Origin of the sequence: Pseudomonas asplenii (assembly GCF_900105475.1) — a bacterium.
In the GTDB taxonomy this organism is placed as follows: domain Bacteria; phylum Pseudomonadota; class Gammaproteobacteria; order Pseudomonadales; family Pseudomonadaceae; genus Aquipseudomonas; species Aquipseudomonas asplenii.
This window is the reverse complement of the sequence record NZ_LT629777.1, coordinates 643,747-666,108: the sequence shown is the minus strand read 5'-3', so window position 1 is coordinate 666,108 and position 22,362 is coordinate 643,747. Positions and strand designations below refer to the sequence as shown.

Here is a 22,362-nt window from a genome sequence, read left to right as displayed (position 1 = left end):
CGCAGCCGATGTCGACGCATGACGGGTACTAAGCACGGCCGGGTATGGTTATAATCGACCACTTTATGAGCAAGAAGCGCGTTATGCAGCTGGTTCGAGGCCTCCACAACCTGCGTCCCCGGCACCGGGGCTGTGTCGCCACCATTGGCAACTTTGACGGTGTTCATCGTGGTCACCAGGCTATCCTGGCGCGTCTGCGCGAGCGTGCGCAGGAGTTGGGGGTACCCAGCTGCGTGGTGATTTTCGAGCCACAACCGCGCGAATTCTTTGCCCCCGAGACTGCGCCGGCGCGTCTGGCACGCTTGCGCGACAAGCTGCAACTGTTGGCCGCCGAAGGCGTCGATCGGGTGTTGTGCCTGGCGTTCAATCAGCGGCTGAGCAAACTCAGCGCCTCCGAGTTCGTCGATACCATCCTGGTCGACGGCCTGGGCGTACAGCATCTGGAGGTTGGCGACGACTTCCGTTTCGGTTGCGACCGTGCCGGTGATTTCGATTTTCTGCTGCAGGCCGGCAAGGCCAGTGGCTTTACCGTCGAGGCGGCGCAGACCGTCGAACTCGATGGCCTGCGGGTCAGCAGTACCCAGGTGCGTAACGCCCTGGCGGCGGCTGACTTTCCTCTGGCCGAACGTCTGCTCGGTCGCCCGTTCCGGATTGCCGGGCGGGTGCTGCACGGACAGAAGCTGGCGCGCCAATTGGGTACGCCAACGGCCAACGTGCAACTCAAGCGTCGTCGCGTGCCGCTGACCGGGGTTTACCTGGTCAGTGTCGAGATCGACGGCCAGCCGTGGCCGGGCGTCGCCAATATTGGCGTGCGGCCCACGGTAGCGGGTGATGGCAATGCCCACCTGGAAGTGCATCTGCTGGATTTTGCCGGTGATCTGTACAACCGGCGTTTGACGGTGGTTTTCCACCACAAGCTGCGCGATGAGCAGCGATTCGCCTCTCTGGAGGCGCTCAAGACGGCGATCAATGCGGACGTCGCCGCCGCCCGTGCCCATTGGCAGGGTTCACCGCTTACAAAGAGCCTGAAATGACCGACTACAAAGCCACGCTTAACCTCCCGGACACCGCCTTCCCGATGAAGGCCGGCCTGCCACAGCGCGAACCGCAGATTCTGCAGCGCTGGGACAGCATTGGCCTGTACGGGAAGTTGCGCGAGATTGGCAAGGATCGTCCGAAGTTCATCCTTCACGACGGTCCTCCCTACGCCAACGGCACGATTCATATCGGTCATGCGCTGAACAAGATTCTCAAGGACATGATCGTCCGCTCCAAGACCCTGGCCGGTTTCGATGCCCCCTATGTGCCGGGTTGGGACTGCCATGGCCTGCCGATCGAGCACAAGGTCGAAGTGACCCACGGCAAGAACCTGGGCGCCGACAAGACCCGCGAACTGTGCCGCACCTATGCTGCCGAACAGGTCGAGGGGCAGAAGTCCGAATTCATCCGTCTGGGTGTACTGGGCGACTTCGCCAACCCCTACAAGACCATGGACTTCAAGAACGAGGCCGGTGAAATCCGCGCCCTGGCCGAAATCGTCAAGGGCGGCTTCGTGTTCAAGGGCCTCAAGCCGGTGAACTGGTGCTTCGATTGCGGTTCGGCGCTGGCCGAAGCCGAGGTCGAATACCAGGACAAGAAGTCCTCGACCATCGACGTCGCGTTCCCGATCGCCGATCAGGACAAGCTGGCGGCTGCTTTCGGTCTGCCCTCGCTGACCAAGCCGACCTCGATCGTGATCTGGACCACCACCCCGTGGACCATCCCGGCCAACCAGGCGCTGAACGTCCATCCTGAGTTCAACTACGCGCTGGTGGATGTCGGTGACCGCCTGCTGGTGCTGGCCGAGGAACTGGTCGAGTCCTGTCTGGCGCGCTACAAGCTGGAAGGCTCGGTGGTTGCTGTCGCCAAGGGCCAGGCCCTGGAGCTGATCAACTTCCGTCATCCGTTCTATGACCGCCTGTCGCCTCTGTATCTGGCCGAGTACGTCGAACTGGGTGCCGGTACCGGTGTGGTTCACTCCGCCCCTGCCTACGGCGAGGACGACTTCAAGAGCTGCAAGCACTACGGCATGGTCAACGATGACATCCTCACGCCGGTGCAGAGCAACGGCGTGTATGTCGAGTCCCTGGAGTTCTTCGGTGGCCAGTTCATTTTCAAGGCCAACCCGGCCATCATCGAAAAACTGGCCGAAGTCGGTGCGCTGCTGCACACCGAAACCATCAACCACAGCTACATGCACTGCTGGCGTCACAAGACCCCGCTGATCTACCGTGCCACCGCGCAGTGGTTCATCGGCATGGACAAGGCGCCGACGTCCGGCCCAACCCTGCGTGAACGTTCGCTCAAGGCGATCGAAGACACCCAGTTCGTACCGGCCTGGGGCCAGGCGCGCCTGCACTCGATGATCGCCAACCGTCCGGACTGGTGTATCTCCCGCCAGCGCAACTGGGGCGTACCGATCCCGTTCTTCCTCAACAAGGAAAGCGGTGAACTGCACCCGCGTACCGTCGAATTGATGGAGCAGGTGGCCCAGCGCGTCGAGCAGGAAGGCATCGAGGCCTGGTTCAAACTGGACGCTGCCGAGCTGCTCGGTGACGAGGCGCCGCTGTACGACAAGATCAGCGACACCCTGGACGTCTGGTTCGACTCGGGTACCACCCACTGGCACGTACTGCGCGGCTCGCACCCGTTCGGTCACGACAGCGGTCCGCGGGCCGATCTCTACCTGGAAGGCTCCGACCAGCACCGTGGCTGGTTCCACTCGTCGCTGCTGACCGGCTGCGCCATCGACAACCACGCGCCGTATCGCGAACTGCTGACCCACGGCTTTACCGTCGACGAAGCCGGTCGCAAGATGTCCAAGTCCCTGGGCAACGTGATCGCGCCGCAGAAGGTCAACGACACCCTGGGCGCCGACATCATGCGCCTGTGGGTCGCCTCGACCGACTATTCGGGCGAGATGGCCGTCTCCGACCAGATCCTGCAACGTAGCGCCGACGCCTACCGGCGTATCCGCAACACCGCGCGTTTCCTGCTCTCCAACCTGAGCGGCTTCAACCCGGCCACCGATATCGTCCCGGCCGAGGAAATGCTCGCCCTGGATCGCTGGGCCGTGGACCGCACACTGCTGCTGCAGCGCGAGCTGGAAGTGCACTACGGTGAATACCGCTTCTGGAACGTCTATTCCAAGGTGCACAACTTCTGCGTGCAGGAGCTTGGCGGCTTCTACCTCGACATCATCAAGGACCGCCAGTACACCACCGGTGCCGACAGCAAGGCCCGGCGTTCCTGCCAGACCGCGCTGTTCCACATCTCCGAGGCGCTGGTGCGCTGGATCGCGCCGATCCTGGCTTTCACAGCCGACGAGCTGTGGCAGTACCTGCCGGGCGAGCGCAACGAATCGGTGATGCTCAACACCTGGTACGAAGGCCTCAGTGAACTGCCGGAAGGCTTCGAGCTGGGTCGCGACTACTGGGATCGGGTCATGGCGGTAAAGGCTGCGGTCAACAAGGAGCTGGAAGTGCAGCGCGCCGCCAAGGCGGTGGGTGGCAATCTGCAGGCTGAAGTGACCCTGTTCGCCGAAGATGCACTGGTCGCCGATCTGGACAAGCTGAGCAACGAGCTGCGCTTCGTGCTGATCACCTCCACCGCGACGGTTGCGCCGCTGGCGCTGGCGCCGGTGGATGCGGTGGTCACCGAAGTGCCGGGGCTGAAACTCAAGGTGGTCAAGTCCGGCCACGCCAAGTGCGCCCGTTGCTGGCACTGCCGCGAGGACGTCGGGGTCAACCCGGAGCACCCGGAAATCTGCGGCCGTTGTGTCGACAACATCAGCGGCGAAGGCGAGGTGCGTCACTATGCCTAATGCCAGTGCCGGCCGTTTCGGCCGCCTGGGCTGGTTGTGGTTGAGCGTGCTGGTCCTGGTCATCGACCAGGTCAGCAAGCTCCACTTCGAAAGCTCGCTGACCCTGTACCAGCAGATCGTGATCATTCCCGATTACTTCAGTTGGACCCTGGCCTACAACACCGGCGCGGCCTTCAGCTTTCTGGCCGAGAGTTCCGGCTGGCAGCGCTGGCTGTTCGCCCTGATCGCGGTGGTGGTCAGTGCGGTGCTGGTGGTCTGGCTCAAGCGCCTGGGCCGCAACGAAACCTGGCTGGCGATTGCCCTGTCGCTGGTGCTGGGTGGGGCGTTGGGCAATCTGTACGATCGTGTGGCGCTGGGCCATGTCATCGACTTCATCCTCGTGCACTGGCAGAACCGCTGGTACTTCCCGGCGTTCAACTTTGCCGACAGCGCGATTACCGTTGGCGCGGTGATGTTGGCGCTGGACATGTTCAAGAGCAAAAAGTCCGGAGAAACCGTTCATGACTGAACACGCAGTGACTGAGCAACGGATCGGGCAGAACACCCAGGTGACCCTGCATTTCGCCTTGCGCCTGGAAAACGGCGACACGGTCGATAGCACTTTCGACAAGGCGCCGGCTACTTTCAAGGTCGGTGATGGCAACCTGCTGCCTGGTTTCGAAGCCGCCCTGTTCGGTTTCAAGGCTGGCGACAAGCGTAGCCTGACCGTCCCGGTGGAAAACGCCTTTGGCCAGCCCAACCCGCAGAACGTGCAGGTCATGCCGCGTTCGCAGTTCCAGGACATGGAACTGTCGGAAGGTTTGCTGGTGATCTTCAACGATGCCGCCAATACCGAGCTGCCGGGTGTGGTCAAGGCGTTTGACGATTCCCAGGTGACCGTCGACTTCAATCACCCGCTGGCCGGCAAGGTCCTGACCTTCGATGTGGAAATCATCGAGGTCAAGGCGCTGTCCTGAACACCTGTCGGCGCCGGATGACTGGCGATAGGCAACATAAGCGGCCAAACTGATTCAACCCTTGCGCGCAAGACACGAGGCACAGCATGCAAATCAAACTCGCCAACCCCCGTGGCTTCTGCGCCGGTGTGGACCGGGCGATCGAAATCGTCAACCGGGCCCTGGAGGTCTTCGGTCCGCCGATCTATGTGCGTCACGAAGTGGTGCACAACAAATTCGTCGTCGAAGACCTGCGCGCCCGTGGCGCCATCTTCGTCGAAGAGCTGGACCAGGTGCCGGATGACGTCATCGTCATTTTCAGTGCCCACGGTGTTTCCCAGGCGGTGCGCAGCGAGGCGGCCGGGCGTGGCCTGAAGGTCTTCGATGCGACCTGTCCGCTGGTGACCAAGGTGCATATCGAAGTGGCGCGCTATAGCCGCGACGGTCGCGAATGCATCCTGATCGGTCATGCCGGGCATCCGGAAGTGGAAGGCACCATGGGCCAGTACGACGCCAGTAACGGTGGCGCCATCTATCTGGTCGAGGACGAGAAGGATGTTGCTGCGCTGCAGGTGCGCAACCCTGAAAAACTGGCGTTCGTGACGCAGACCACCCTGTCGATGGACGATACCAGCCGGGTCATCGATGCCCTGCGCACGCGCTTCCCGGCGATTGGCGGCCCACGCAAGGACGACATCTGCTACGCCACGCAAAACCGCCAGGACGCGGTCAAGCAACTGGCTGACGAGTGCGATGTGGTGCTGGTGGTCGGCAGTCCGAACAGCTCCAACTCCAATCGCCTGCGTGAGCTGGCCGAGCGCATGTCGACCCCGGCCTACCTGATCGACGGTGCCGAAGACATGCAGCGCAGCTGGTTCGAGGGTGTCGAGCGGATCGGCATCACCGCCGGTGCCTCGGCCCCGGAAGTGCTGGTACGCGGTGTGATCCAGCAGTTGCAGGCCTGGGGCGCGACCGGTGCCGATGAGCTGGCCGGTCGTGAAGAGAACATCACCTTCTCCATGCCCAAGGAATTACGCGTTCGCACGCTGTCCTGAGTCGGAGGCGCCGCATAGCGCCTCTTGCTTCTCGCCTGTTTCAAGCCTGATCCTGCCTGTCCTGGCGAGCACCACACGGTGCTGGCTCAGGGGTTTGTGCCCAGCGCAGATATGCAGGGTTCCCCCGGCTACGCCATCGTTGGTCGGGGCGCCGATCGATGAGAACCGTACGAAACTTCTTACATGTTGGTTGCCGACAATCGGTCCGTGAGCGCTGTCCTGTCGTTCGATCAGCATCGGATTGCTGTCGTCTTCCGGGCCTTGGCCGCTCAGGTCCAGGATGATGCGCCAGCCTTGGCTCCAGTCATCGTTTATCGCGTGGATGACCACCGCCTGGCTGCGCAGGATCGCTTCGGTCCGTGCCGTTTGCAGACCTAGAGCCAACTGCTCGGCGGACAGTTGGCGGCGCTGGGAAGCGATCAGCTCGCCGAATGACGGCCCCGCCAATCTTGCCAATATGGCGACCACCACCAGTACGAGCAGCAGCTCTACCAGGCTCAAGCCTCGTTGATACATGGATTCTCCCTCCTTGGAGAAGGCCGGCGACAAACTTCACGTTGATCCCTAGAAAACAACCGTACGTCCCGGCGATGACTGTTCCAGGTTGTAGAGCCAGTTATAGTCGAGGGACAGGAGGGAGACGTAATGAACAGTGGTAACAAGGGATTTACGCTGGTTGAGTTGATGCTCACCCTCGCGGTCTTCGCGATTCTCGCGGCGATCGCGTTGCCATCCTTCAAGAGCAGCATCGATAAATCCAAGGCCGATACCGAGGTCAATGATCTGATGCGAGGGCTCAGTTACGCGCGCCTGGAAGCCATCGATCGGGGGATCAGCACGCGTATCCGTCCCCAGGTGGCCAATAGCGCCTGGACCAGCCAACTGGTGGTGATGTCGGTGGCCGACGATGCGGCAGGCCGCACCAATTACTATCAGGTCATCTCGCCGATGAACAGTGGTGCCGCGTTGAACGTCACGGCTGGCGTCAGCAGTCTGGATTTCAACAACCTGGGTGGGGTGTCTGCGGCGGCGACCTTTGTCTATACCCGGGGTGCGGAGACTCGAACCGTGAATGTCTGTCTGAACGGCAGGGTTGTCCTGGGGAGTTGCTGATGCCACGAATCGTCGGAGGGAGACAGGCCGGTCTGACCCTGATCGAGGTCATGGTGTCGATGCTGATTCTTGCCGTGGGCCTGCTGGGGGCGGCGGCCATTCAGCTCAATGCGCTGAAATACACCGACAGTTCATTGATGACCAGTCAGGCCAGTTTCATTGCCTACGACATGCTTGACCGTATCCGGGCCAATCCGGACGCGAACTATGCGGTCAGCAACTTGCAGGGGATAACGGCGACGGCCGGCTCCACTGCGGCACGGGATGCCGATCTCTACGACTTCAAGAACAATATCACCACGTTTGCTGCGACGGATGGCAGCGGCAGCATTGCAGTCAACAATCGTGTGGTGACGATCACCATTGGTTGGGGTGATAAGCGAGCCGACGACGCGACGACGGCGAATGCACCGACCCGCACCTTCGTATTGACCAGCCGGGTGGGGACCGACCCCGTGGTGACGCCATGAGAAAGTTGTCCCGGGGCTTCGGCCTGATCGAGTTGATGATCGCTCTCGTCCTCGGCCTGGTGATCGTCGCGGGGATTGCCCAGATATTCATTGCTGCCAAAAACACCTACGCCAGCCAGAATGCGGCGGCGGGAATGCAGGAGGATGCGCGATTCATCCTGAGCAAGATGATTCAGGAAATACGCATGGTGGGGATGTTCGGCTGCCTCACGACTACGGCGATCATTGACGGGAGCAATCCTGCCACCTTCGCCGCGAACGCCAATACCCCGATCTCCTGGAACAACACCAACAAGTCGCTGGTCCTGGTGACGGCCGATATCGGAGCCGGTGGCGGCGTTCCCACCTGGACCATCACGTCCGACTGCCGCACCACTGCCACAGCCTATACCGGAGCGGTGGCGGCCCCTAGTGGACAGCAGGCGTTTCCCATTCGCAAGCTGACCTACACCTATTCCGGCAACCAGTTATTCCTGTTGGCAGGTACGGGGGCAGGGACTGGTGCAGCATTGGTCAATAATGTTGCGGCGTTCGACGTGACATTCGGTGTCGCCGCCAGTGCCACCGACACCGCCGTGCTCAATTACAACACTAACCCCAGCAACCCGGCGACCATTCGCAGCGTACGCCTGAGCATCACTCTGTCCGATCCGAACAATCGGGTAAAAAATCAGACATTCACGGCGGTTGCCGCCTTGCGAAACCGGCTTCAGTAGGTGTGTGCATGAATCTCTCACGGCAAGGCCGACCACGAATGAGCAGTGCAGGGCAGGGGGGAATGGCCTTGCTGGTCAGTCTGGTATTTCTCCTGCTGTTGACCCTGATCGGCATTTCTTCCATGCAAAGTGCAACATTGCAGGAAAAGATGGCCGGCAGCGTGACCTTGCGCAATACGTCTTTTCAGACCGCCGAGGCGGCCTTGCGAATGGGGGAGAATGCGGTCCAGCAGAGCAATTACTCGCTGGCGGCCTGTGTGGGTGCTGTTCGCTGTGCACCGCCTCCCGAATCCGCGACCCTGGTGTCTGCGCAAACGGACACCACGTCAGGGGTGATTTGGGTCGCGGCGGGCAACGGGTTCTACGGGGTGCAGAACATCGGAACTTCCATGACGGCGGTCAACCTGCCGAGCAATACCTCCGCGACCCTGTATCGCATCACCGCAGTCGCCATTTCGGGCAATTCGCGTACGGTTCTGGAGAGTATCTATGCCAAGTACTAGACCTCGCGAAAGCTGGGCCCGACGTTGCCTGAAGGTGGCGGCGGGGGCGCTGCTGGGGTTGTACCTTGGCGCCCCGGCCTATGCCTTCACGCCTGCTGACGCGCCTTTGCTGAGTGCGGCGGCCGTTGCTCCCAACGTCATGTTGCTGGTCGACAACTCCGGCAGTATGAACAGCATTATCTGGGCGGCCGACTTCGATCCCAATGCGAACTGGGGGGCGGTAGCGAACTGCAACTCGGACTTCCTGTGCCTCGGTGCGCAAACGCTGGATGCCGACGATACCAATATCTTCGTTGGCAACCTCTATCGTGGCGGCTGTTCCTTCAGCGGCAACTGGTATGGCTTCTACAGAGGTCTTTTTCAGGCGCCCATCTGCCTGCGTCTGCCCGATCCGGTCGGCGGTGGCAATACCCGCTATTCGACGGCCTACCTGGCCTACCTGCTGAGGAAAGCCAATGGTTCTAACACCGATTTCACCACGGGTACGCTGGTTCCCAATGACTATCGCATCAATGTCGCGCGGGAAGTCTCCAAGACACTGGTGACGCAAAACCGCTCGCTGCGCATAGGCCTGGCGACGTTTAATTCGCCGACCTTCAGCGATCCTGGTCCTGGCGGTTATATTGTGCGCTCGGTGGCTGACCTGTCACCCGTCAGCGGCTCTGTGACCCAGACCCAGGCGAATACCAATTACAACGCGCTGATTACCTCCATCAATGGTTTGAGTGCGATTGCCAACACGCCGTTGGCGGAAACCTACTACGAGATCACCCGCTACTTTCGTGGCATGGCGCCTTATTACAATTCCTCTCCGAGTACTTACACCAGTCCCATCCAGTACCGATGCCAGAAGAACTATGGCGTGGTGATCACCGACGGTTTGCCGACCTACGATCGAACCTTTCCATCGAATGATCCCCTGGCCCAGGGGACAAACAAACTGCCCAACTGGGACGGGAAAAACAACGACGGGAACAACCCGACGGGCGGGGACAACGAGGGCGATAGTCTGTACCTCGACGATATCGCCAAGTTTGCCTATGACATCGACATGCGCTCATCCGGAACCGACGCGGCGGGTAAGAGTTGGGACAGCGCCGATTTTCCGAAACAGAACATGGGCACCTACACGGTAGGGTTCACGGCGGCCAACCAGATGCTCTCCGATGCCGCTGCCTATGGTCAGGGCAAGTATTACCAGGCGATCGACAGCGCCGGGTTGAATACGGCGCTGTCCGCCGCTTTCAGCGACATTACCTCCAAGGCTGGCTCCGGCGGTGGCGGTTCAGCCATTTCAGGTACCGCCACCACGAGCGCCAGTTATTTCCAGACCGGATACGACCCTCTGGATTGGCGCGGGACGATCAAATCCTACGGTTTCAATACCAATGGCACGGTCAATACCAATTTGGTGAGCTGGAACACCGACACCACCATCAGGACCAGTTCCACTGCGCCCCTGTATCAATCGTGGAACACCACGAGCAATGTGGTGGTTGCCCTGGCGTTCAACAATTTTTCCACGACACAACGAACGGCGCTCAACCTGAACCTGCCCAGCGGGATTGTCGGAAACGACTTGGTGGAATGGAGCAAGGGCACCAATAAAACCGGGTTGAAAACGCGTACGGTGTTACTCGGCGATATCATCAACTCGCCGTTGGCAGTGGCTTCGCCCACCGACCAGACCGCAGCCGATCTGGTTGGCGATAGCAGCTACAGTACCTACCTGACTACCAAGGCCAGCGGGATGAACAGCAATCTGGTGGTCAATGGCAATGACGGTTTCATGAGTGTGATCAATTCGAACACCGGTGCCCGGGTCTATGCCTATATGCCCAGCAGTGTCCTGCCTTCGCTGCATTTCATTGCCGACCCGGCCTACATCAACGGTACCAGCCACAAATTCCTCAATGACGGCCAGGTCGGGATATTCGATGCGCAATTCAACAACAGCGCCTGGAAGACCGTGGCACTTGGCGGGGTGGGCGCGGGAGGCAAGGCATTCTTTGCCGTCCAGTTGTTCGATGCCACGGTGGGGAATGTCTACAACGCGTTGTGGGAGCTGCGTGCTCCCGACACTCCGGATACCAGCAATCCGCTGAACGATATCGGCTACGCCTACGCCAAACCAGAGGTCGCCCGCTTGCCCGATGGCCGTTGGGCGGCGTTCATCGCCAATGGGTATGGCAGCAACTCCGGCGTCGCGGCGCTGTACATCGTCGATATCCGCGACGGTTCGCTGATCAAAAAAATCGTGGTCGACAGTACCGAAACCACCAACGGCCTGTCCTCGGTCAAACTGAAGGTGAATGCCCAGAACGTGGTCCAGGCGGCCTATGGTGGCGACCTCAAGGGGCGGATGTGGAAGTTCGATCTGAGTTCCACCACGATCAATAGCTGGGGCTTGGCCTTTGCGGGTTCGCCGCTGTTTACCGCGCCAGGGGGCGCCACCCAGCCCATCACCGCGCAACCGTTGCTGGTCGATCATCCGATCAACGGCAAAATGGTGTTTTTCGGTACGGGTAAATTCAATGAGACGTCGGATAAGTTGAGCAAGGACCAGCAGGCTTTTTATGCGGTCTGGGATGCCGATGGCGGGGCTGGCAGGATTACCGTCAGCAACCTGGTGGCCCAATCGATTACCGGCGTGTTTACGTCCAATGGCACCCAATACATCACCACCAGCGAAAACCCGGTGACTTACCCGGCACAGAGCGGCTGGTACCTGCCGTTGATCTACAACAATGTTGCCACGGGCGAGCGCGTGATTTATCCGGCGCGCACGACCCTGGGACGGATCGTCTTCACCACTGCGGCTGTCGATACCACCGATCCCTGCGCCAGCTTCGGTACCGGTCGGGTGGTGGAGCTGGATGCGTTCACCGGGAAAATGCTCAGCTACGCGGTGCTCGATACCAATGGCGACGGTGTTGTCGATAGCACTGACCAGCGTTCGAGTGGCTTCAACTTTTCGGCTATCCCGAATCTGACCGGGATCATGGGCGGCAATACGGCCCAGACTAAAATCTTCAGTGACTCCAGCGGCGGTACCACCTCCATGGCGGAAAAGGGCGGCGGCGGCAGCCGACGGATCATGTGGCGGCAAATTCAATAGGGAAGGCAGCGTATGCAGCAGGTAGCCAAAGGCTTTACCTTGATCGAACTCATGATTGTCGTGGCTATTGTCGGTATCCTTGCGGCGGTGGCCTACCCCAGTTATATCGAGTATGTGAAACGTACCCATCGCACGGAGATTGCCGTGCTGCTTTCGGAGCAGGCGCAGAATCTTGAGCGTTACTACTCGAGGAATGGTTTTTACACGAATGCCAGCGTCGTCGGCGGGAACGGTTATTACACCATTACCCCGACCCTGAATGCCCAGGACTTCACCCTGGCGGCTACGGCGACAGCGGGCTCGATGATGGTGGGTGACAAATGTGGCGGCTTCACGATTACCCAGACGGGTGCACGTAGCAACCCGGGCGCCAGCTCAGGTGTAACGACAAAGGACTGTTGGGGGCGCTGATGGTTTTTCCGGGGGCGGCTGAGCGCACTCCCTACAGGTTTGGATCAAGAGATGAGCACGCAGCAACAAGTGGTAATCGTGGGTGGCGGGGTGATCGGTCTATTGACCGCGTTCAATCTGGCAGCGAATGTCGAGCGAGTGGTCCTGCTCGATCGCGCAGGCCTGGGCCAGGAGTCTTCCTGGGCCGGCGGCGGTATCGTTTCGCCGCTGTACCCGTGGCGCTACAGCGCAGCCGTCACGGCTCTGGCCCACTGGTCGCAGGATTTTTATCCACAGTTGGGCGAGCGGCTGTTCGCCAGCACTGGTGTTGACCCAGAAGTTCATGTTACCGGCCTCTATTGGCTGGACCTCGATGACGAGGCCGAGGCGCTGGCCTGGGCCGAACGTGAGCAACGTCCCTTGCGTCGCGTGGATATCTCGGCGGTTCGCGACGCGGTGCCGGTCATGGGCGATGGTTACTCGCGCGCGATCCATATGGCTGGTGTCGCCAACGTGCGCAACCCGCGGCTGGTGAAGTCGCTCAAGGCCGCCTTGCAGGCGTTACCCAATGTCACGATCCAGGAACAGTGCGACGTCGCCGGTTTTGTTCGCGAGGGCTCGAAGGTGGTTGGCGTGCGGACTTCGTCAGGGGAGGTTCAGGCCGATCAGGTGGTGCTGGCCGCTGGCGCCTGGAGCGGCGAACTGTTGAAAACCCTGGGGCTGGAGTTGCCGGTCGAGCCGGTCAAGGGGCAGATGATCCTCTACAAATGTGCGGCGGATTTTTTGCCAAGCATGATCCTCGCCAAGGGCCGTTATGCGATTCCTCGGCGGGATGGGCACATTCTGATCGGCAGCACCCTGGAGCATGAAGGTTTCGACAAGACGCCGACTGTTCCGGCGCTGGACAGCCTCAAGGCCTCGGCGGTGGAACTGATCCCGGCGCTGGCCGGAGTCGAGCCCGTTGCCCACTGGGCGGGGCTGCGGCCAGGCTCGCCGGAGGGGATACCCTTTATCGGTCAGGTGCCCGGGTTCGACGGGCTCTGGCTCAACTGCGGTCACTATCGCAATGGCCTGGTGTTGGCGCCGGCGTCCTGCCAACTGTTTGCCGACCTGCTGCTGGGGCGCGAGCCGATCATCGATCCGGCACCTTATGCGCCTGCCGGACGCGTCCTGTAGGAGCCGGGCAGCGCGCGAGGTCACAAGCAAGGTGGACTGGGTAAACTCAGTCCAGCCCCAGTTTCTTCAGGCGATAACGCATCGAGCGAAACGACAGGCTCAATCGCTGCGCCGCCGCCGTGCGGTTCCAGCGGGTTTCCTCCAGGGCCTGGAGGATCAGCTTGCGTTCGACGCTCTCCAGGTAGTCCTCAAGGTTGTCGATCTGCGCCAGGCTCGGCTCACCGGCCTCGGCCGTATTACCCGAGGCTTCGGCCAGGCGCAGGTCGCAGGCTTCGATCTGGTCGTTTTCGCACAAGGTATAGGCCCGCTCAAGCATGTTCTCCAGCTCTCGCACATTGCCGGGAAAACGATAGTTCTTGAGCGTATCCAGTGCCTGTGGGTGCAGCCTGGCGGCAGGCAATCCACTGCCCGAGGCCAGGCGCTTGAGCACATTGCTCGCCAGTGGCTCGATATCGTCGCGGCGCTCGCGTAAGGGCGGGACACGCAGCTCGATGACATTCAGCCGGTAATAGAGGTCCTGGCGAAACCGTTCGGCGCTGACTTCGGCGTTCAGGTCCTTGTGGGTGGCACAGAGGATGCGCACATCCACCACTTCTTCCTGCTGCCCGCCAATGCTGCGTACGGCCTTTTCCTGGATCGCCCGCAGCAGTTTGACCTGCATCGCCAGTGGCAGATCGGCCACTTCGTCGAGGAACAGCGTGCCACCGTTGGCCGCCTGGAACAGTCCGGGCTTGTCCTCGACGGCACCGCTGAAGCTGCCTTTGCGGTGGCCGAAAAATTCGCTTTCCATCAGTTCCGACGGAATCGCTCCGCAGTTGACCGGCACGAACGGCCGTTCGGCGCGGGGACCCTGCTCGTGGATCAGGCGGGCCACCAGTTCCTTGCCACTGCCCGATTCGCCACTGATATAGACCGGTGCCTGGCTGCGAGCCAGCTTATCGATCTGTTTGCGCAAGGCTCGCATCGGTAGCGAGTCGCCGAGCAACCGGGTATCGATGGTGGTCGGTTTCTGCCCGGCCATGGGCAGCCGCAAGGCGCTGCTGACCAGTTCGCGCAGGCGGGGCAAGTCCACCGGTTTGGTGAGAAAGTCGAAGGCGCCGGACTTGAGTGCATTGATGGCGGTATCGAGGCTGCCGTAGGCAGTGATCATTGCCACCGGCACCTGGGGATGACGCTGCTGGATGTGTTGCACCAGTTCCAGGCCGGTGCCATCCGGCAGGCGCATATCCGTCAGGCACAGGTCGAAGCTGTCGCGGGCCAGTTTTTCTCGTGCTTCGCCGACATTGCGGGCGCTCTGGGTCTCGAGTTTCATCCGGCCCAGGGTGATTTCCAGGAGTTCGCGGATATCCGGCTCATCATCGACGATCAGGATCTTTTGCCGTGGGCTCATGTTCAACTCTGTTTATGTACGTGAGCGAAGGTGATGCGAAAGCAACTGCCGCCTTGGCGTCTTGAATAGTCTAGGCGGGCCCGATTGCTTTCGCACAACTCGCGGGACAGGTACAGGCCCAGGCCCGTGCCCTGGCTTTCGGTGGTGAAGAACGGTTCGAACAGGTGTTGCAGTTGTTCCGGGGCGACGCCCGGGCCGTTGTCGAGGACTTCGAGGGTGGGCAGGTCATTCTTCTGATCCCGCGACAAGGTCAGCCAGACTTCGGCCTGCTCATGCAACTGGGCGCTGTAGCGCAGGCCGTTTTCCAGCAGGTTGTTCAGCACCTGGGTCAGTTGCTGTGGATCGGCGTGGGTTTTCAGCCAGTCGTTCTCGATTCTCAGGTGCAATTGCTGGTTGGGGCGGGCTCTTTCGCGCCAATCCCTTACAAAGGCTTGCAGCCAGGGACTCAGGTCGAGCAATTGCAGTTCGGCCTGGCGTCGTCGCGACAGCTGCAGCACGTTCTCGATCACCAGATTCATGCGCTTGGATTGGTCCTGGATGATTTGTGTGAGGCGACGGTCGGGACCGTGCAGCTCTTCCGACTCCTGCAGCAACTGGGCGGCATGGCTGATGGCGCCCAGTGGGTTGCGGATTTCGTGGGCGATCCCGGCGGTCAGCCGGCCCAGGGCAACAAGCTTGAGCTGTTGGGCCTGCTGGGTGATTTTCGACTGGTCCTCGAGGAAAATCAGCGTCTCTTGCTGCTCGCCCCGCTGCAGGGCAATGAAGCTGGGTTGCAGGACCGTGCTGCTGCCGACGACCTTCAGGCTTTGTGGGCGCAAGGTCGGGTTGCTTTGCCACAGTTGCAGGCCGGCGATCAGCTGCGGTGAGTAAGTTTCGATCAGGCGTCCATGCAGATGTTCCTGGCCGAGCAGCGTCAGGACGCTCTGGTTGGCCAGTTGCACGCGATATTCAGCGTCGAGCACCAGGATGCCGGTGTGCATGCGTTGCAGGATCAGCGCATTGAGCTCTTCAAGCTTGGTCACGTCGCTGGCGCGCTGTTCGGCGAGGGTTTCGCTCACGTCCAGCAGGCGTGTCAGGCCCTGGACCAGGAACGAGGCGGCGAAGCACAGCACGCCGAGCAGCCCGGCCTGCACATAATAGTTGGCGGCCGCCGGACGACTGAAGCTCAGGTAAAAGGTCAGGTAGATGATGCCGATGGCTGAAATCGCCGCGATCAGCAGACCCATGCGCCCACGCAGCAACACATTGCTGATGGCGACCGAAGCGATCAACAGGTTGCCGAGACCGCTTGGGGTGCCTCCCGCCGCGTAGAACAGCCCCGAGAGCATCACCGCATCGGCCAGCGCGAGGCCGAAGACCTGTGCCTGGCGCTTGGGGTTTTCCAGCAGCACCACCACCAGGATATTGAGGATCAGGTAGATCCAACTGCCGGTGCGAAACAGTTCGCCATCGGTCAGTTCCAGCAGCTTGTCGTCCATCTTGCTGGAGATCAGCAGGACCAGGGTGATGCCGATGCTCAAACGATAGAGGTTATAGAGCCGCAGCAGGCGTTGCGCCTGGGCACCGCCGAGACTGAAGGTCTCAGCGGTCACGTGTGCCCGGACCTTGTTCGAGATGCGCCTGGCTGCAATACCACTGTTGTTGCTGGCTCAGGGCGCGGTCGCGGGGCAGATGTACGCCGCAATGGGCGCAGCGCACCATGGGGGCGGCATTGGGCTCGTCTGTGGGACGGCTGCCGGTTTGGGCCCGTTTGAATTTGCGCCAGAACCAGACGGCAGCAGCGATCAGAGCGATCCAGAACAGTAAACGAACCATGGCAACCAGCTTTTCGGCGAATGATCCGGCAGTTTAGCCAAGCTCATGACGCGAGCCCAGTGCAATCGCGGTGTGCTGGCTAAAAGGCAAAAAAAGAGCCTCGACGAGAGGCTCTTTTTTCTCAAGCGCAATAATGACTCAGTCGAACAGACCGAAGGTCATGTAGCTGAACCACGAGCGATTGCTGTTGTTGCCCTGGGCTTCATGCTGTTCTTCCTGGGCAGCATCGCCCTCGACCGGTTTCAGGTCGGCCGGGATGGCGTCCTTGGCGTCCTGGAACTGTTTCATCACGTCCTGGTTGGCGCGGGTTTCTCCCGGCGGCAGCGGAGGACGCGACTCGATCAGGCCGAGAGTGACCTTGCTCATCCAGGAGCGGTTGTCCGCTTCGGCGACGCGTGGCACGAACTGGCCATCAACCAGGCTCGGATTGTTCGGGTAGTTGGCTTTCAACACTTCCAGGCTGGTGGCGGCCAGTTCGTCCAGGTGCAGGCGCTGGTAAGACTCGACCATCACCGCCAGGCCGTCGCCGACCGAAGGGGTTTCCTGGAAGTTTTCCACCACATAACGACCACGGTTGGCGGCAGCAACGTAGGCCTGACGGGTCAGGTAGTAGTCGGCCACGTGGATTTCGTAGGCGGCCAGCAGGTTGCGCAGGTAGATCATGCGCTGCTTGGCGTCCGGCGCGTAGCGGCTGTTGGGGTAGCGGCTGGTGAGCTGGGCGAACTCGTTGTAGGAGTCGCGGGCAGCGCCCGGATCACGCTTGGTCATGTCCAGGGGCAGGAAGCGCGCCAGCAGGCCGACGTCCTGGTCGAACGAGGTCAGGCCCTTGAGGTAGTAGGCGTAATCCACGTTCGGGTGCTGCGGATGCAGGCGGATAAATCGCTCTGCGGCAGACTTGGCGGCTTCCGGCTCGGAGTTCTTGTAGTTGGCGTAGATCAGCTCGAGCTGAGCCTGGTCGGCATAGCGCCCGAACGGATAACGCGACTCCAGGGCCTTGAGCTTGGCGGTGGCGCTGGTATAGCTGTTATTGTCCAGATCGGCCTGTGCCTGCTGGTACAGCTCGACTTCGCTCAGGTTTTCGTCGACGACTTCCTTCGATGAGCAAGCAGCAGTCAGTGCGAGGATGGCGATCAGCAGCAGGTGTTTCACTTGCATGGCGGCTTGCGTCCCTATGACGGCCGCTGTCTTGGGCGGTGCCGTCCTGTTATGATGAATGCCCCGTTGAAAGCCTCGGGGCAAAAGACGCCGTATTTAACCACAAGCGCGCAGCCGAAACCAAAGGCTGTGCCGACGCCCAGTCCGAGCATGTCCGATAAAATTGAACTTCGCGCAGAGGTACCGTCCGAACTGGGTGGTCAACGCCTCGATCAAGTCGCCGCCCAACTGTTTACCGAGCACTCGCGCTCGCGCCTTTCCACCTGGATCAAGGACGGCCGCCTGACCGTGGATGGCGCGGTGATTCGCCCGCGCGATATCGTCCATGGCGGCGCCGTTCTCGAACTGACCGCCGAGCAGGAAGCCCAGGGCGAGTGGGTGGCCCAGGACATCGAGCTGGATATCGTCTATGAAGACGACGATATCCTGGTCATCAACAAACCCGCAGGCCTGGTGGTGCACCCGGCGGCAGGGCATGCTGATGGCACTTTGCTCAATGCCTTGCTGCATCATGTGCCGGATATCATCAATGTGCCCCGCGCCGGTATCGTGCACCGGCTGGACAAGGACACCACCGGTCTGATGGTGGTGGCCAAGACCATCCAGGCGCAGACGCAGTTGGTGGCGCAGTTGCAGAGCCGTACCGTCAGCCGCATCTATGAATGCATCGTGATTGGCGTGGTCACCGCCGGCGGCAAGATCAACGCCCCGATCGGCCGGCACGGCCAGCAGCGCCAGCGCATGGCGGTGATGGAGGGCGGCAAGCCAGCCGTCAGCCATTATCGGGTGCTTGAGCGTTTCCGTTCCCACACTCATGTCCGGGTGAAGCTGGAAACCGGCCGGACCCACCAGATCCGCGTGCACATGTCGCACATCAACTTCCCGTTGGTCGGCGACCCGGCCTACGGTGGGCGTTTCCGTATCCCGCCTGCTGCCAGCGTAACCATGGTCGAGTCGCTGAAAAACTTTCCGCGTCAGGCCCTGCATGCCCGTTTCCTGGAACTGGACCATCCGACCAGCGGCGAGCGTATGAGCTGGGAGTCGCCACTGCCGGACGATTTCGTCTGGTTGCTGTCGCTGCTCAAGCAGGATCGCGAGGCATTCATCGGGTGAACGACTTCCTGATTCCGGACTGGCCTGCGCCGGCGCGGGTCAGGGCGTGCGTCACCACTCGCTCGGGCGGTATCAGCCAGGCACCGTTCGACAGCCTGAACCTGGGCGATCATGTCGAGGACGATCCGGCCGCCGTTGCCGAAAACCGTCGACGCCTCGATAGCGCTTTCTCCATTCGGCCGGCCTGGTTGCGCCAGGTGCATGGGGTGGTGGTGGTCGAGGCCGATCCAGACCTGACCGTCGAGGCCGATGGCAGTTGGACGATGACACCGGGCGTGGCCTGCACGGCGATGACCGCCGATTGTCTGCCGGCCTTGTTCTGTGACCGCGCCGGGACTCGCGTGGCTGCCGCTCATGCCGGCTGGCGCGGCTTGGCGGCGGGTGTGCTGGAGGCGACCGTCGATAGCCTCGACGTGGCGCCTTCGGACATTCTGGTCTGGCTGGGCCCGGCTATTGGCCCCCAGGCGTTCGAAGTGGGGGCGGAAGTGCGTGAGGCATTCATCGCCACTCATCCGCAAACCACCGAGGCCTTCGTACCCAGTCACAACGCTGGCCGCTTCATGGCCGACATCTATACCCTGGCGCGCCTGCGCCTGACGGCACGGGGTGTCACTGCTGTGTACGGTGGCGGCTTGTGTACCGTCTCCGATCCGCGCTTCTATTCCTACCGGCGCAGTCCACGCACCGGTCGTTTTGCCTCCCTCGTCTGGCTTGAAGACTAGACTCTCCTGACCTGTGTCAATCTTCGGCGCTTGAAACTCCCGGAATCGCCCGTATCTATAGGAGCATCTGGCAGGCTTCTCTATTCAGGTGTGTTCATCGCTCCGGCCTGCTCAAAAGGAAGGTGACTAATGCGTATAGACCGATTAACCAGCAAATTGCAGTTGGCCTTGTCCGATGCCCAATCCCTGGCCGTTGGCCTTGATCATCCGGCCATCGAACCCGCCCACTTGCTACAGGCGTTGCTGGAGCAGCAGGGTGGTTCGATCAAACCCCTGCTCATGCAGGTAGGCTTCGAGGTCAACAGCCTGCGCAAGGAGTTGAGCAAGGAACTCGACAAACTGCCGAAAATCCAGAATCCCACCGGCGACGTGAACATGTCGCAGGATATGGCACGCCTGTTGAACCAGGCCGATCGCCTGGCCCAGCAGAAGGGTGACCAATTCATCTCCAGCGAACTGGTGCTGCTCGCCGCCATGGACGAGAACAGCAAGCTGGGCAAGCTGCTGCTCGGCCAGGGGGTGAGCAAGAAGGCCCTGGAGAACGCGATCAATAACCTGCGCGGCGGCGCGGCGGTCAATGACGCCAACGTCGAGGAATCGCGCCAGGCCCTGGACAAATACACCGTCGACCTGACCAAGCGCGCCGAGGACGGCAAGCTCGACCCGGTGATCGGTCGCGACGACGAGATCCGTCGTACGATTCAGGTGCTGCAGCGGCGGACCAAGAACAACCCGGTGCTGATCGGCGAGCCCGGCGTGGGCAAGACCGCCATTGCCGAGGGCCTGGCCCAGCGCATCATCAACGGCGAAGTGCCCGATGGCCTCAAGGGCAAGCGCCTGTTGTCGCTGGACATGGGCGCGCTGATTGCTGGCGCCAAGTACCGCGGCGAGTTCGAGGAGCGGCTCAAGGCCTTGCTCAATGAGCTGTCGAAGCAGGAAGGGCAGATCATCCTGTTCATCGACGAACTGCACACCATGGTCGGCGCCGGCAAGGGCGAGGGCTCGATGGATGCGGGCAATATGCTCAAGCCGGCACTGGCGCGTGGCGAGTTGCATTGCGTCGGTGCGACCACCCTCAACGAGTACCGTCAATATATAGAGAAGGATGCGGCGCTCGAACGGCGCTTCCAGAAGGTGCTGGTGGATGAGCCGAGCGAGGAAGACACCATCGCTATCCTGCGCGGCCTGAAAGAGCGTTATGAAGTGCATCACAAGGTGGCGATCACCGATGGGGCAATCATTGCCGCTGCCAAGCTCAGCCATCGCTATATCACTGACCGCCAGTTGCCGGACAAGGCCATCGACCTGATCGACGAGGCCGCCAGCCGCATCCGCATGGAGATCGACTCCAAGCCTGAAGTGCTCGATCGTCTGGAACGGCGCCTGATTCAGCTCAAGGTCGAAGCCCAGGCACTGAAGAAAGAGGACGACGAGGCGGCGATCAAGCGCCTGGACAAGCTTCAGGAAGACATCGCCCGGCTGGAGCGTGAGTACTCCGACCTGGAAGAGATCTGGGCTTCGGAAAAGGCCGAAGTGCAGGGCTCGGCGCAGATCCAGCAGAAAATCGAACAGTCGCGCCAGGAACTGGAGGCTGCACGCCGCAAGGGCGACCTCAATCGCATGGCTGAGCTGCAGTACGGCGTGATTCCGGACCTGGAGCGCAGTCTGCAGATGGTCGACCAGCATGGCCACAGCGAGAACCAGTTGTTGCGCAGCAAGGTCACCGAGGAAGAAATTGCCGAGGTGGTGTCGAAGTGGACCGGCATTCCTGTGTCGAAAATGCTCGAGGGCGAGCGGGAAAAACTGCTGAAGATGGAAAGCCTGCTGCACCAGCGCGTTATCGGCCAGAGCGAAGCCGTGGTTGCGGTGGCCAATGCGGTGCGACGTTCCCGTGCCGGCTTGTCCGATCCGAATCGGCCGAGCGGTTCGTTCATGTTCCTCGGCCCGACCGGGGTCGGTAAGACCGAGCTGTGCAAGGCCCTGGCCGAGTTCCTGTTCGACACCGAAGAGGCGATGGTCCGAGTCGACATGTCCGAGTTCATGGAGAAGCACTCCGTGGCTCGCCTGATCGGTGCGCCTCCGGGGTATGTCGGCTATGAAGAGGGCGGTTATCTGACCGAGGCCGTGCGTCGCAAACCGTATTCGGTGATCCTGCTGGATGAAGTGGAGAAGGCGCATCCGGATGTGTTCAACATCCTGCTGCAGGTGCTGGAGGATGGCCGTCTGACGGATAGCCATGGCCGTACCGTGGATTTCCGCAACACCGTGGTGGTGATGACCTCCAACCTTGGCTCGGTGCAGATCCAGGAACTGGCCGGTGACCGTGAAGCCCAGCGGGCAGCGGTCATGGATGCACTGGGCAGCCACTTCCGGCCGGAGTTCATCAACCGGGTCGATGAGGTGGTGATCTTCGAGCCGCTGGCCCGTGATCAGATTGCCGGCATCACCGAAATCCAGTTGGGCCGCCTGCGCGGTCGCCTGGCCGAGCGCGAGCTGAGCCTGGCCCTGAGTGACGAGGCGTTGGACAAGCTCATCGCCGTGGGTTACGACCCGGTCTATGGTGCGCGGCCGCTGAAACGGGCGATCCAGCGCTGGATCGAGAACCCGCTGGCCCAGTTGATCCTGTCGGGACGCTTTGTGCCGGGGACCAGCATTACAGGCCGGGTGGAGAACGACGAGATCGTCTTTGCCTGAGGCGTTGCGGCACTGACGTGAAAGGGCCTTGCGCCGCAAGGCCCTTTTTTTCGGCAAGATGTTGAATTCAGTGAAAAAGGCTTGTAAAGTGCGCCCCGCAACACGGTCACCCCTGATCTTCCCCTCAAAGGGAAT

At 61.2% G+C, this 22,362-nt stretch carries 20 protein-coding genes; 15 read left to right on the top strand and 5 right to left on the bottom strand.

The genetic code is table 11. The features are described from left to right. Positions 1-83 precede the first annotated feature (83 nt). The 5 genes from ribF to ispH all read left to right on the top strand — a co-directional run bounded on the left by ribF (position 84) and on the right by ispH (position 5,852). Complete coding sequence (gene ribF, locus BLU37_RS03055) at positions 84-1,034, top strand: bifunctional riboflavin kinase/FAD synthetase (RefSeq protein WP_090202209.1); 951 nt, start codon at positions 84-86, stop codon at positions 1,032-1,034. Next, a complete protein-coding gene (gene ileS, locus BLU37_RS03050) occupies positions 1,031-3,862 on the top strand; it encodes an isoleucine--tRNA ligase (RefSeq protein ID WP_090202208.1) in 2,832 nt (943 codons plus the stop codon). Before ribF ends, ileS begins: the two co-directional genes overlap by 4 nt. Continuing rightward, positions 3,855-4,370, top strand: a complete 516-nt coding sequence (gene lspA, locus BLU37_RS03045) for a signal peptidase II (protein WP_010451819.1) — start codon at positions 3,855-3,857, stop codon at positions 4,368-4,370. Before ileS ends, lspA begins: the two co-directional genes overlap by 8 nt. Continuing rightward, positions 4,363-4,818, top strand: a complete 456-nt coding sequence (gene fkpB / locus BLU37_RS03040; RefSeq protein ID WP_019361550.1) for an FKBP-type peptidyl-prolyl cis-trans isomerase — start codon at positions 4,363-4,365, stop codon at positions 4,816-4,818. The genes lspA and fkpB overlap by 8 nt, the downstream gene beginning before the upstream one ends. Positions 4,819-4,904: 86 nt before the next feature. Then, on the top strand, positions 4,905-5,852 hold the full coding sequence (gene ispH / locus BLU37_RS03035; RefSeq protein WP_010451823.1) for a 4-hydroxy-3-methylbut-2-enyl diphosphate reductase: 948 nt from the start codon (positions 4,905-4,907) through the stop codon (positions 5,850-5,852). Here ispH and BLU37_RS03030 read toward each other — a convergent pair. Further along, positions 5,829-6,368 (bottom strand): GspH/FimT family pseudopilin, encoded by a 540-nt coding sequence (locus BLU37_RS03030; protein ID WP_090202207.1) that lies wholly within the window; start codon positions 6,366-6,368, stop codon positions 5,829-5,831. The two genes, ispH and BLU37_RS03030, sit on opposite strands and share 24 nt — an antisense overlap. 129 nt (positions 6,369-6,497) lie before the next feature. Between BLU37_RS03030 and BLU37_RS03025 the strand changes: the two genes are divergently transcribed. Genes BLU37_RS03025 through thiO form a run of 7 tightly spaced genes read left to right on the top strand, consistent with a single transcriptional unit; the run spans position 6,498 to position 13,338 of the window. Further along, positions 6,498-6,965, top strand: a complete 468-nt coding sequence (locus BLU37_RS03025) for a GspH/FimT family pseudopilin (RefSeq protein ID WP_090202206.1) — start codon at positions 6,498-6,500, stop codon at positions 6,963-6,965. Beyond that, entirely contained in the window at positions 6,965-7,435 is a 471-nt protein-coding gene (gene pilV, locus BLU37_RS03020; RefSeq protein ID WP_090202205.1) for a type IV pilus modification protein PilV, read from the top strand. Before BLU37_RS03025 ends, pilV begins: the two co-directional genes overlap by 1 nt. Further along, entirely contained in the window at positions 7,432-8,151 is a 720-nt protein-coding gene (locus tag BLU37_RS03015) for a PilW family protein (protein ID WP_090202204.1), read from the top strand. The genes pilV and BLU37_RS03015 overlap by 4 nt, the downstream gene beginning before the upstream one ends. Before the next feature lie 38 nt (positions 8,152-8,189). Next, on the top strand, positions 8,190-8,654 hold the full coding sequence (locus tag BLU37_RS03010; RefSeq protein WP_232000458.1) for a pilus assembly PilX family protein: 465 nt from the start codon (positions 8,190-8,192) through the stop codon (positions 8,652-8,654). Next, positions 8,641-11,772, top strand: a complete 3,132-nt coding sequence (locus BLU37_RS03005; RefSeq protein WP_090202202.1) for a pilus assembly protein — start codon at positions 8,641-8,643, stop codon at positions 11,770-11,772. Before BLU37_RS03010 ends, BLU37_RS03005 begins: the two co-directional genes overlap by 14 nt. Before the next feature lie 12 nt (positions 11,773-11,784). After that, the gene (locus BLU37_RS03000; RefSeq protein WP_010451835.1) at positions 11,785-12,183 is read left to right on the top strand and encodes a type IV pilin protein; all 399 of its coding nucleotides are present in this window, start codon (positions 11,785-11,787) and stop codon (positions 12,181-12,183) included. Between the two features lie 51 nt (positions 12,184-12,234). Continuing rightward, on the top strand, positions 12,235-13,338 hold the full coding sequence (thiO, locus tag BLU37_RS02995; protein ID WP_090202201.1) for a glycine oxidase ThiO: 1,104 nt from the start codon (positions 12,235-12,237) through the stop codon (positions 13,336-13,338). 46 nt (positions 13,339-13,384) lie between these two features. Here thiO and BLU37_RS02990 read toward each other — a convergent pair whose 3' ends face one another. From BLU37_RS02990 to BLU37_RS02975, 4 genes are all read right to left on the bottom strand, one after another. Continuing rightward, positions 13,385-14,728, bottom strand: coding sequence for a sigma-54-dependent transcriptional regulator (locus tag BLU37_RS02990; protein ID WP_090202200.1), 1,344 nt, complete (start codon positions 14,726-14,728; stop codon positions 13,385-13,387). Between the two features lie 2 nt (positions 14,729-14,730). Then, positions 14,731-16,320, bottom strand: coding sequence for a sensor histidine kinase (locus BLU37_RS02985; RefSeq protein ID WP_090202199.1), 1,590 nt, complete (start codon positions 16,318-16,320; stop codon positions 14,731-14,733). Further along, positions 16,310-16,543, bottom strand: a complete 234-nt coding sequence (locus tag BLU37_RS02980) for a PP0621 family protein (protein WP_010451843.1) — start codon at positions 16,541-16,543, stop codon at positions 16,310-16,312. Before BLU37_RS02980 ends, BLU37_RS02985 begins: the two co-directional genes overlap by 11 nt. 138 nt (positions 16,544-16,681) lie before the next feature. Continuing rightward, the gene (locus tag BLU37_RS02975) at positions 16,682-17,698 is read right to left on the bottom strand and encodes an outer membrane protein assembly factor BamD (protein ID WP_019361540.1); all 1,017 of its coding nucleotides are present in this window, start codon (positions 17,696-17,698) and stop codon (positions 16,682-16,684) included. A gap of 150 nt (positions 17,699-17,848) precedes the next feature. Here BLU37_RS02975 and rluD point away from each other — a divergent pair, with 150 nt between their 5' ends. The 3 genes from rluD (at position 17,849) to clpB (ending at position 22,227) form a co-directional block, all read left to right on the top strand. Further along, positions 17,849-18,811 (top strand): 23S rRNA pseudouridine(1911/1915/1917) synthase RluD, encoded by a 963-nt coding sequence (gene rluD / locus BLU37_RS02970; protein WP_019361539.1) that lies wholly within the window; start codon positions 17,849-17,851, stop codon positions 18,809-18,811. Then, positions 18,808-19,533: a peptidoglycan editing factor PgeF gene (gene pgeF / locus BLU37_RS02965; RefSeq protein WP_090202198.1), complete on the top strand. Its 726-nt coding sequence runs from the start codon at positions 18,808-18,810 to the stop codon at positions 19,531-19,533. Before rluD ends, pgeF begins: the two co-directional genes overlap by 4 nt. 129 nt (positions 19,534-19,662) lie before the next feature. Continuing rightward, positions 19,663-22,227 (top strand): ATP-dependent chaperone ClpB, encoded by a 2,565-nt coding sequence (gene clpB / locus BLU37_RS02960; protein WP_090202197.1) that lies wholly within the window; start codon positions 19,663-19,665, stop codon positions 22,225-22,227. The last annotated feature ends 135 nt before the right edge of the window (positions 22,228-22,362 follow it).

Bases quoted from the DNA above. Each gene is read 5' to 3' on its own strand.
- ribF (WP_090202209.1), top strand. From the start codon at position 84: ATGCAGCTGGTTCGAGGCCTCCACAACCTGCGTCCCCGGCACCGGGGC.
- ileS (WP_090202208.1), top strand. From the start codon at position 1,031: ATGACCGACTACAAAGCCACGCTTAACCTCCCGGACACCGCCTTCCCG.
- lspA (WP_010451819.1), top strand. From the start codon at position 3,855: ATGCCTAATGCCAGTGCCGGCCGTTTCGGCCGCCTGGGCTGGTTGTGG.
- fkpB (WP_019361550.1), top strand. From the start codon at position 4,363: ATGACTGAACACGCAGTGACTGAGCAACGGATCGGGCAGAACACCCAG.
- ispH (WP_010451823.1), top strand. From the start codon at position 4,905: ATGCAAATCAAACTCGCCAACCCCCGTGGCTTCTGCGCCGGTGTGGAC.
- BLU37_RS03030 (WP_090202207.1), bottom strand. From the start codon at position 6,368: ATGTATCAACGAGGCTTGAGCCTGGTAGAGCTGCTGCTCGTACTGGTG.
- BLU37_RS03025 (WP_090202206.1), top strand. From the start codon at position 6,498: ATGAACAGTGGTAACAAGGGATTTACGCTGGTTGAGTTGATGCTCACC.
- pilV (WP_090202205.1), top strand. From the start codon at position 6,965: ATGCCACGAATCGTCGGAGGGAGACAGGCCGGTCTGACCCTGATCGAG.
- BLU37_RS03015 (WP_090202204.1), top strand. From the start codon at position 7,432: ATGAGAAAGTTGTCCCGGGGCTTCGGCCTGATCGAGTTGATGATCGCT.
- BLU37_RS03010 (WP_232000458.1), top strand. From the start codon at position 8,190: ATGAGCAGTGCAGGGCAGGGGGGAATGGCCTTGCTGGTCAGTCTGGTA.
- BLU37_RS03005 (WP_090202202.1), top strand. From the start codon at position 8,641: ATGCCAAGTACTAGACCTCGCGAAAGCTGGGCCCGACGTTGCCTGAAG.
- BLU37_RS03000 (WP_010451835.1), top strand. From the start codon at position 11,785: ATGCAGCAGGTAGCCAAAGGCTTTACCTTGATCGAACTCATGATTGTC.
- thiO (WP_090202201.1), top strand. From the start codon at position 12,235: ATGAGCACGCAGCAACAAGTGGTAATCGTGGGTGGCGGGGTGATCGGT.
- BLU37_RS02990 (WP_090202200.1), bottom strand. From the start codon at position 14,728: ATGAGCCCACGGCAAAAGATCCTGATCGTCGATGATGAGCCGGATATC.
- BLU37_RS02980 (WP_010451843.1), bottom strand. From the start codon at position 16,543: ATGGTTCGTTTACTGTTCTGGATCGCTCTGATCGCTGCTGCCGTCTGG.
- BLU37_RS02975 (WP_019361540.1), bottom strand. From the start codon at position 17,698: ATGCAAGTGAAACACCTGCTGCTGATCGCCATCCTCGCACTGACTGCT.
- rluD (WP_019361539.1), top strand. From the start codon at position 17,849: ATGTCCGATAAAATTGAACTTCGCGCAGAGGTACCGTCCGAACTGGGT.
- clpB (WP_090202197.1), top strand. From the start codon at position 19,663: ATGCGTATAGACCGATTAACCAGCAAATTGCAGTTGGCCTTGTCCGAT.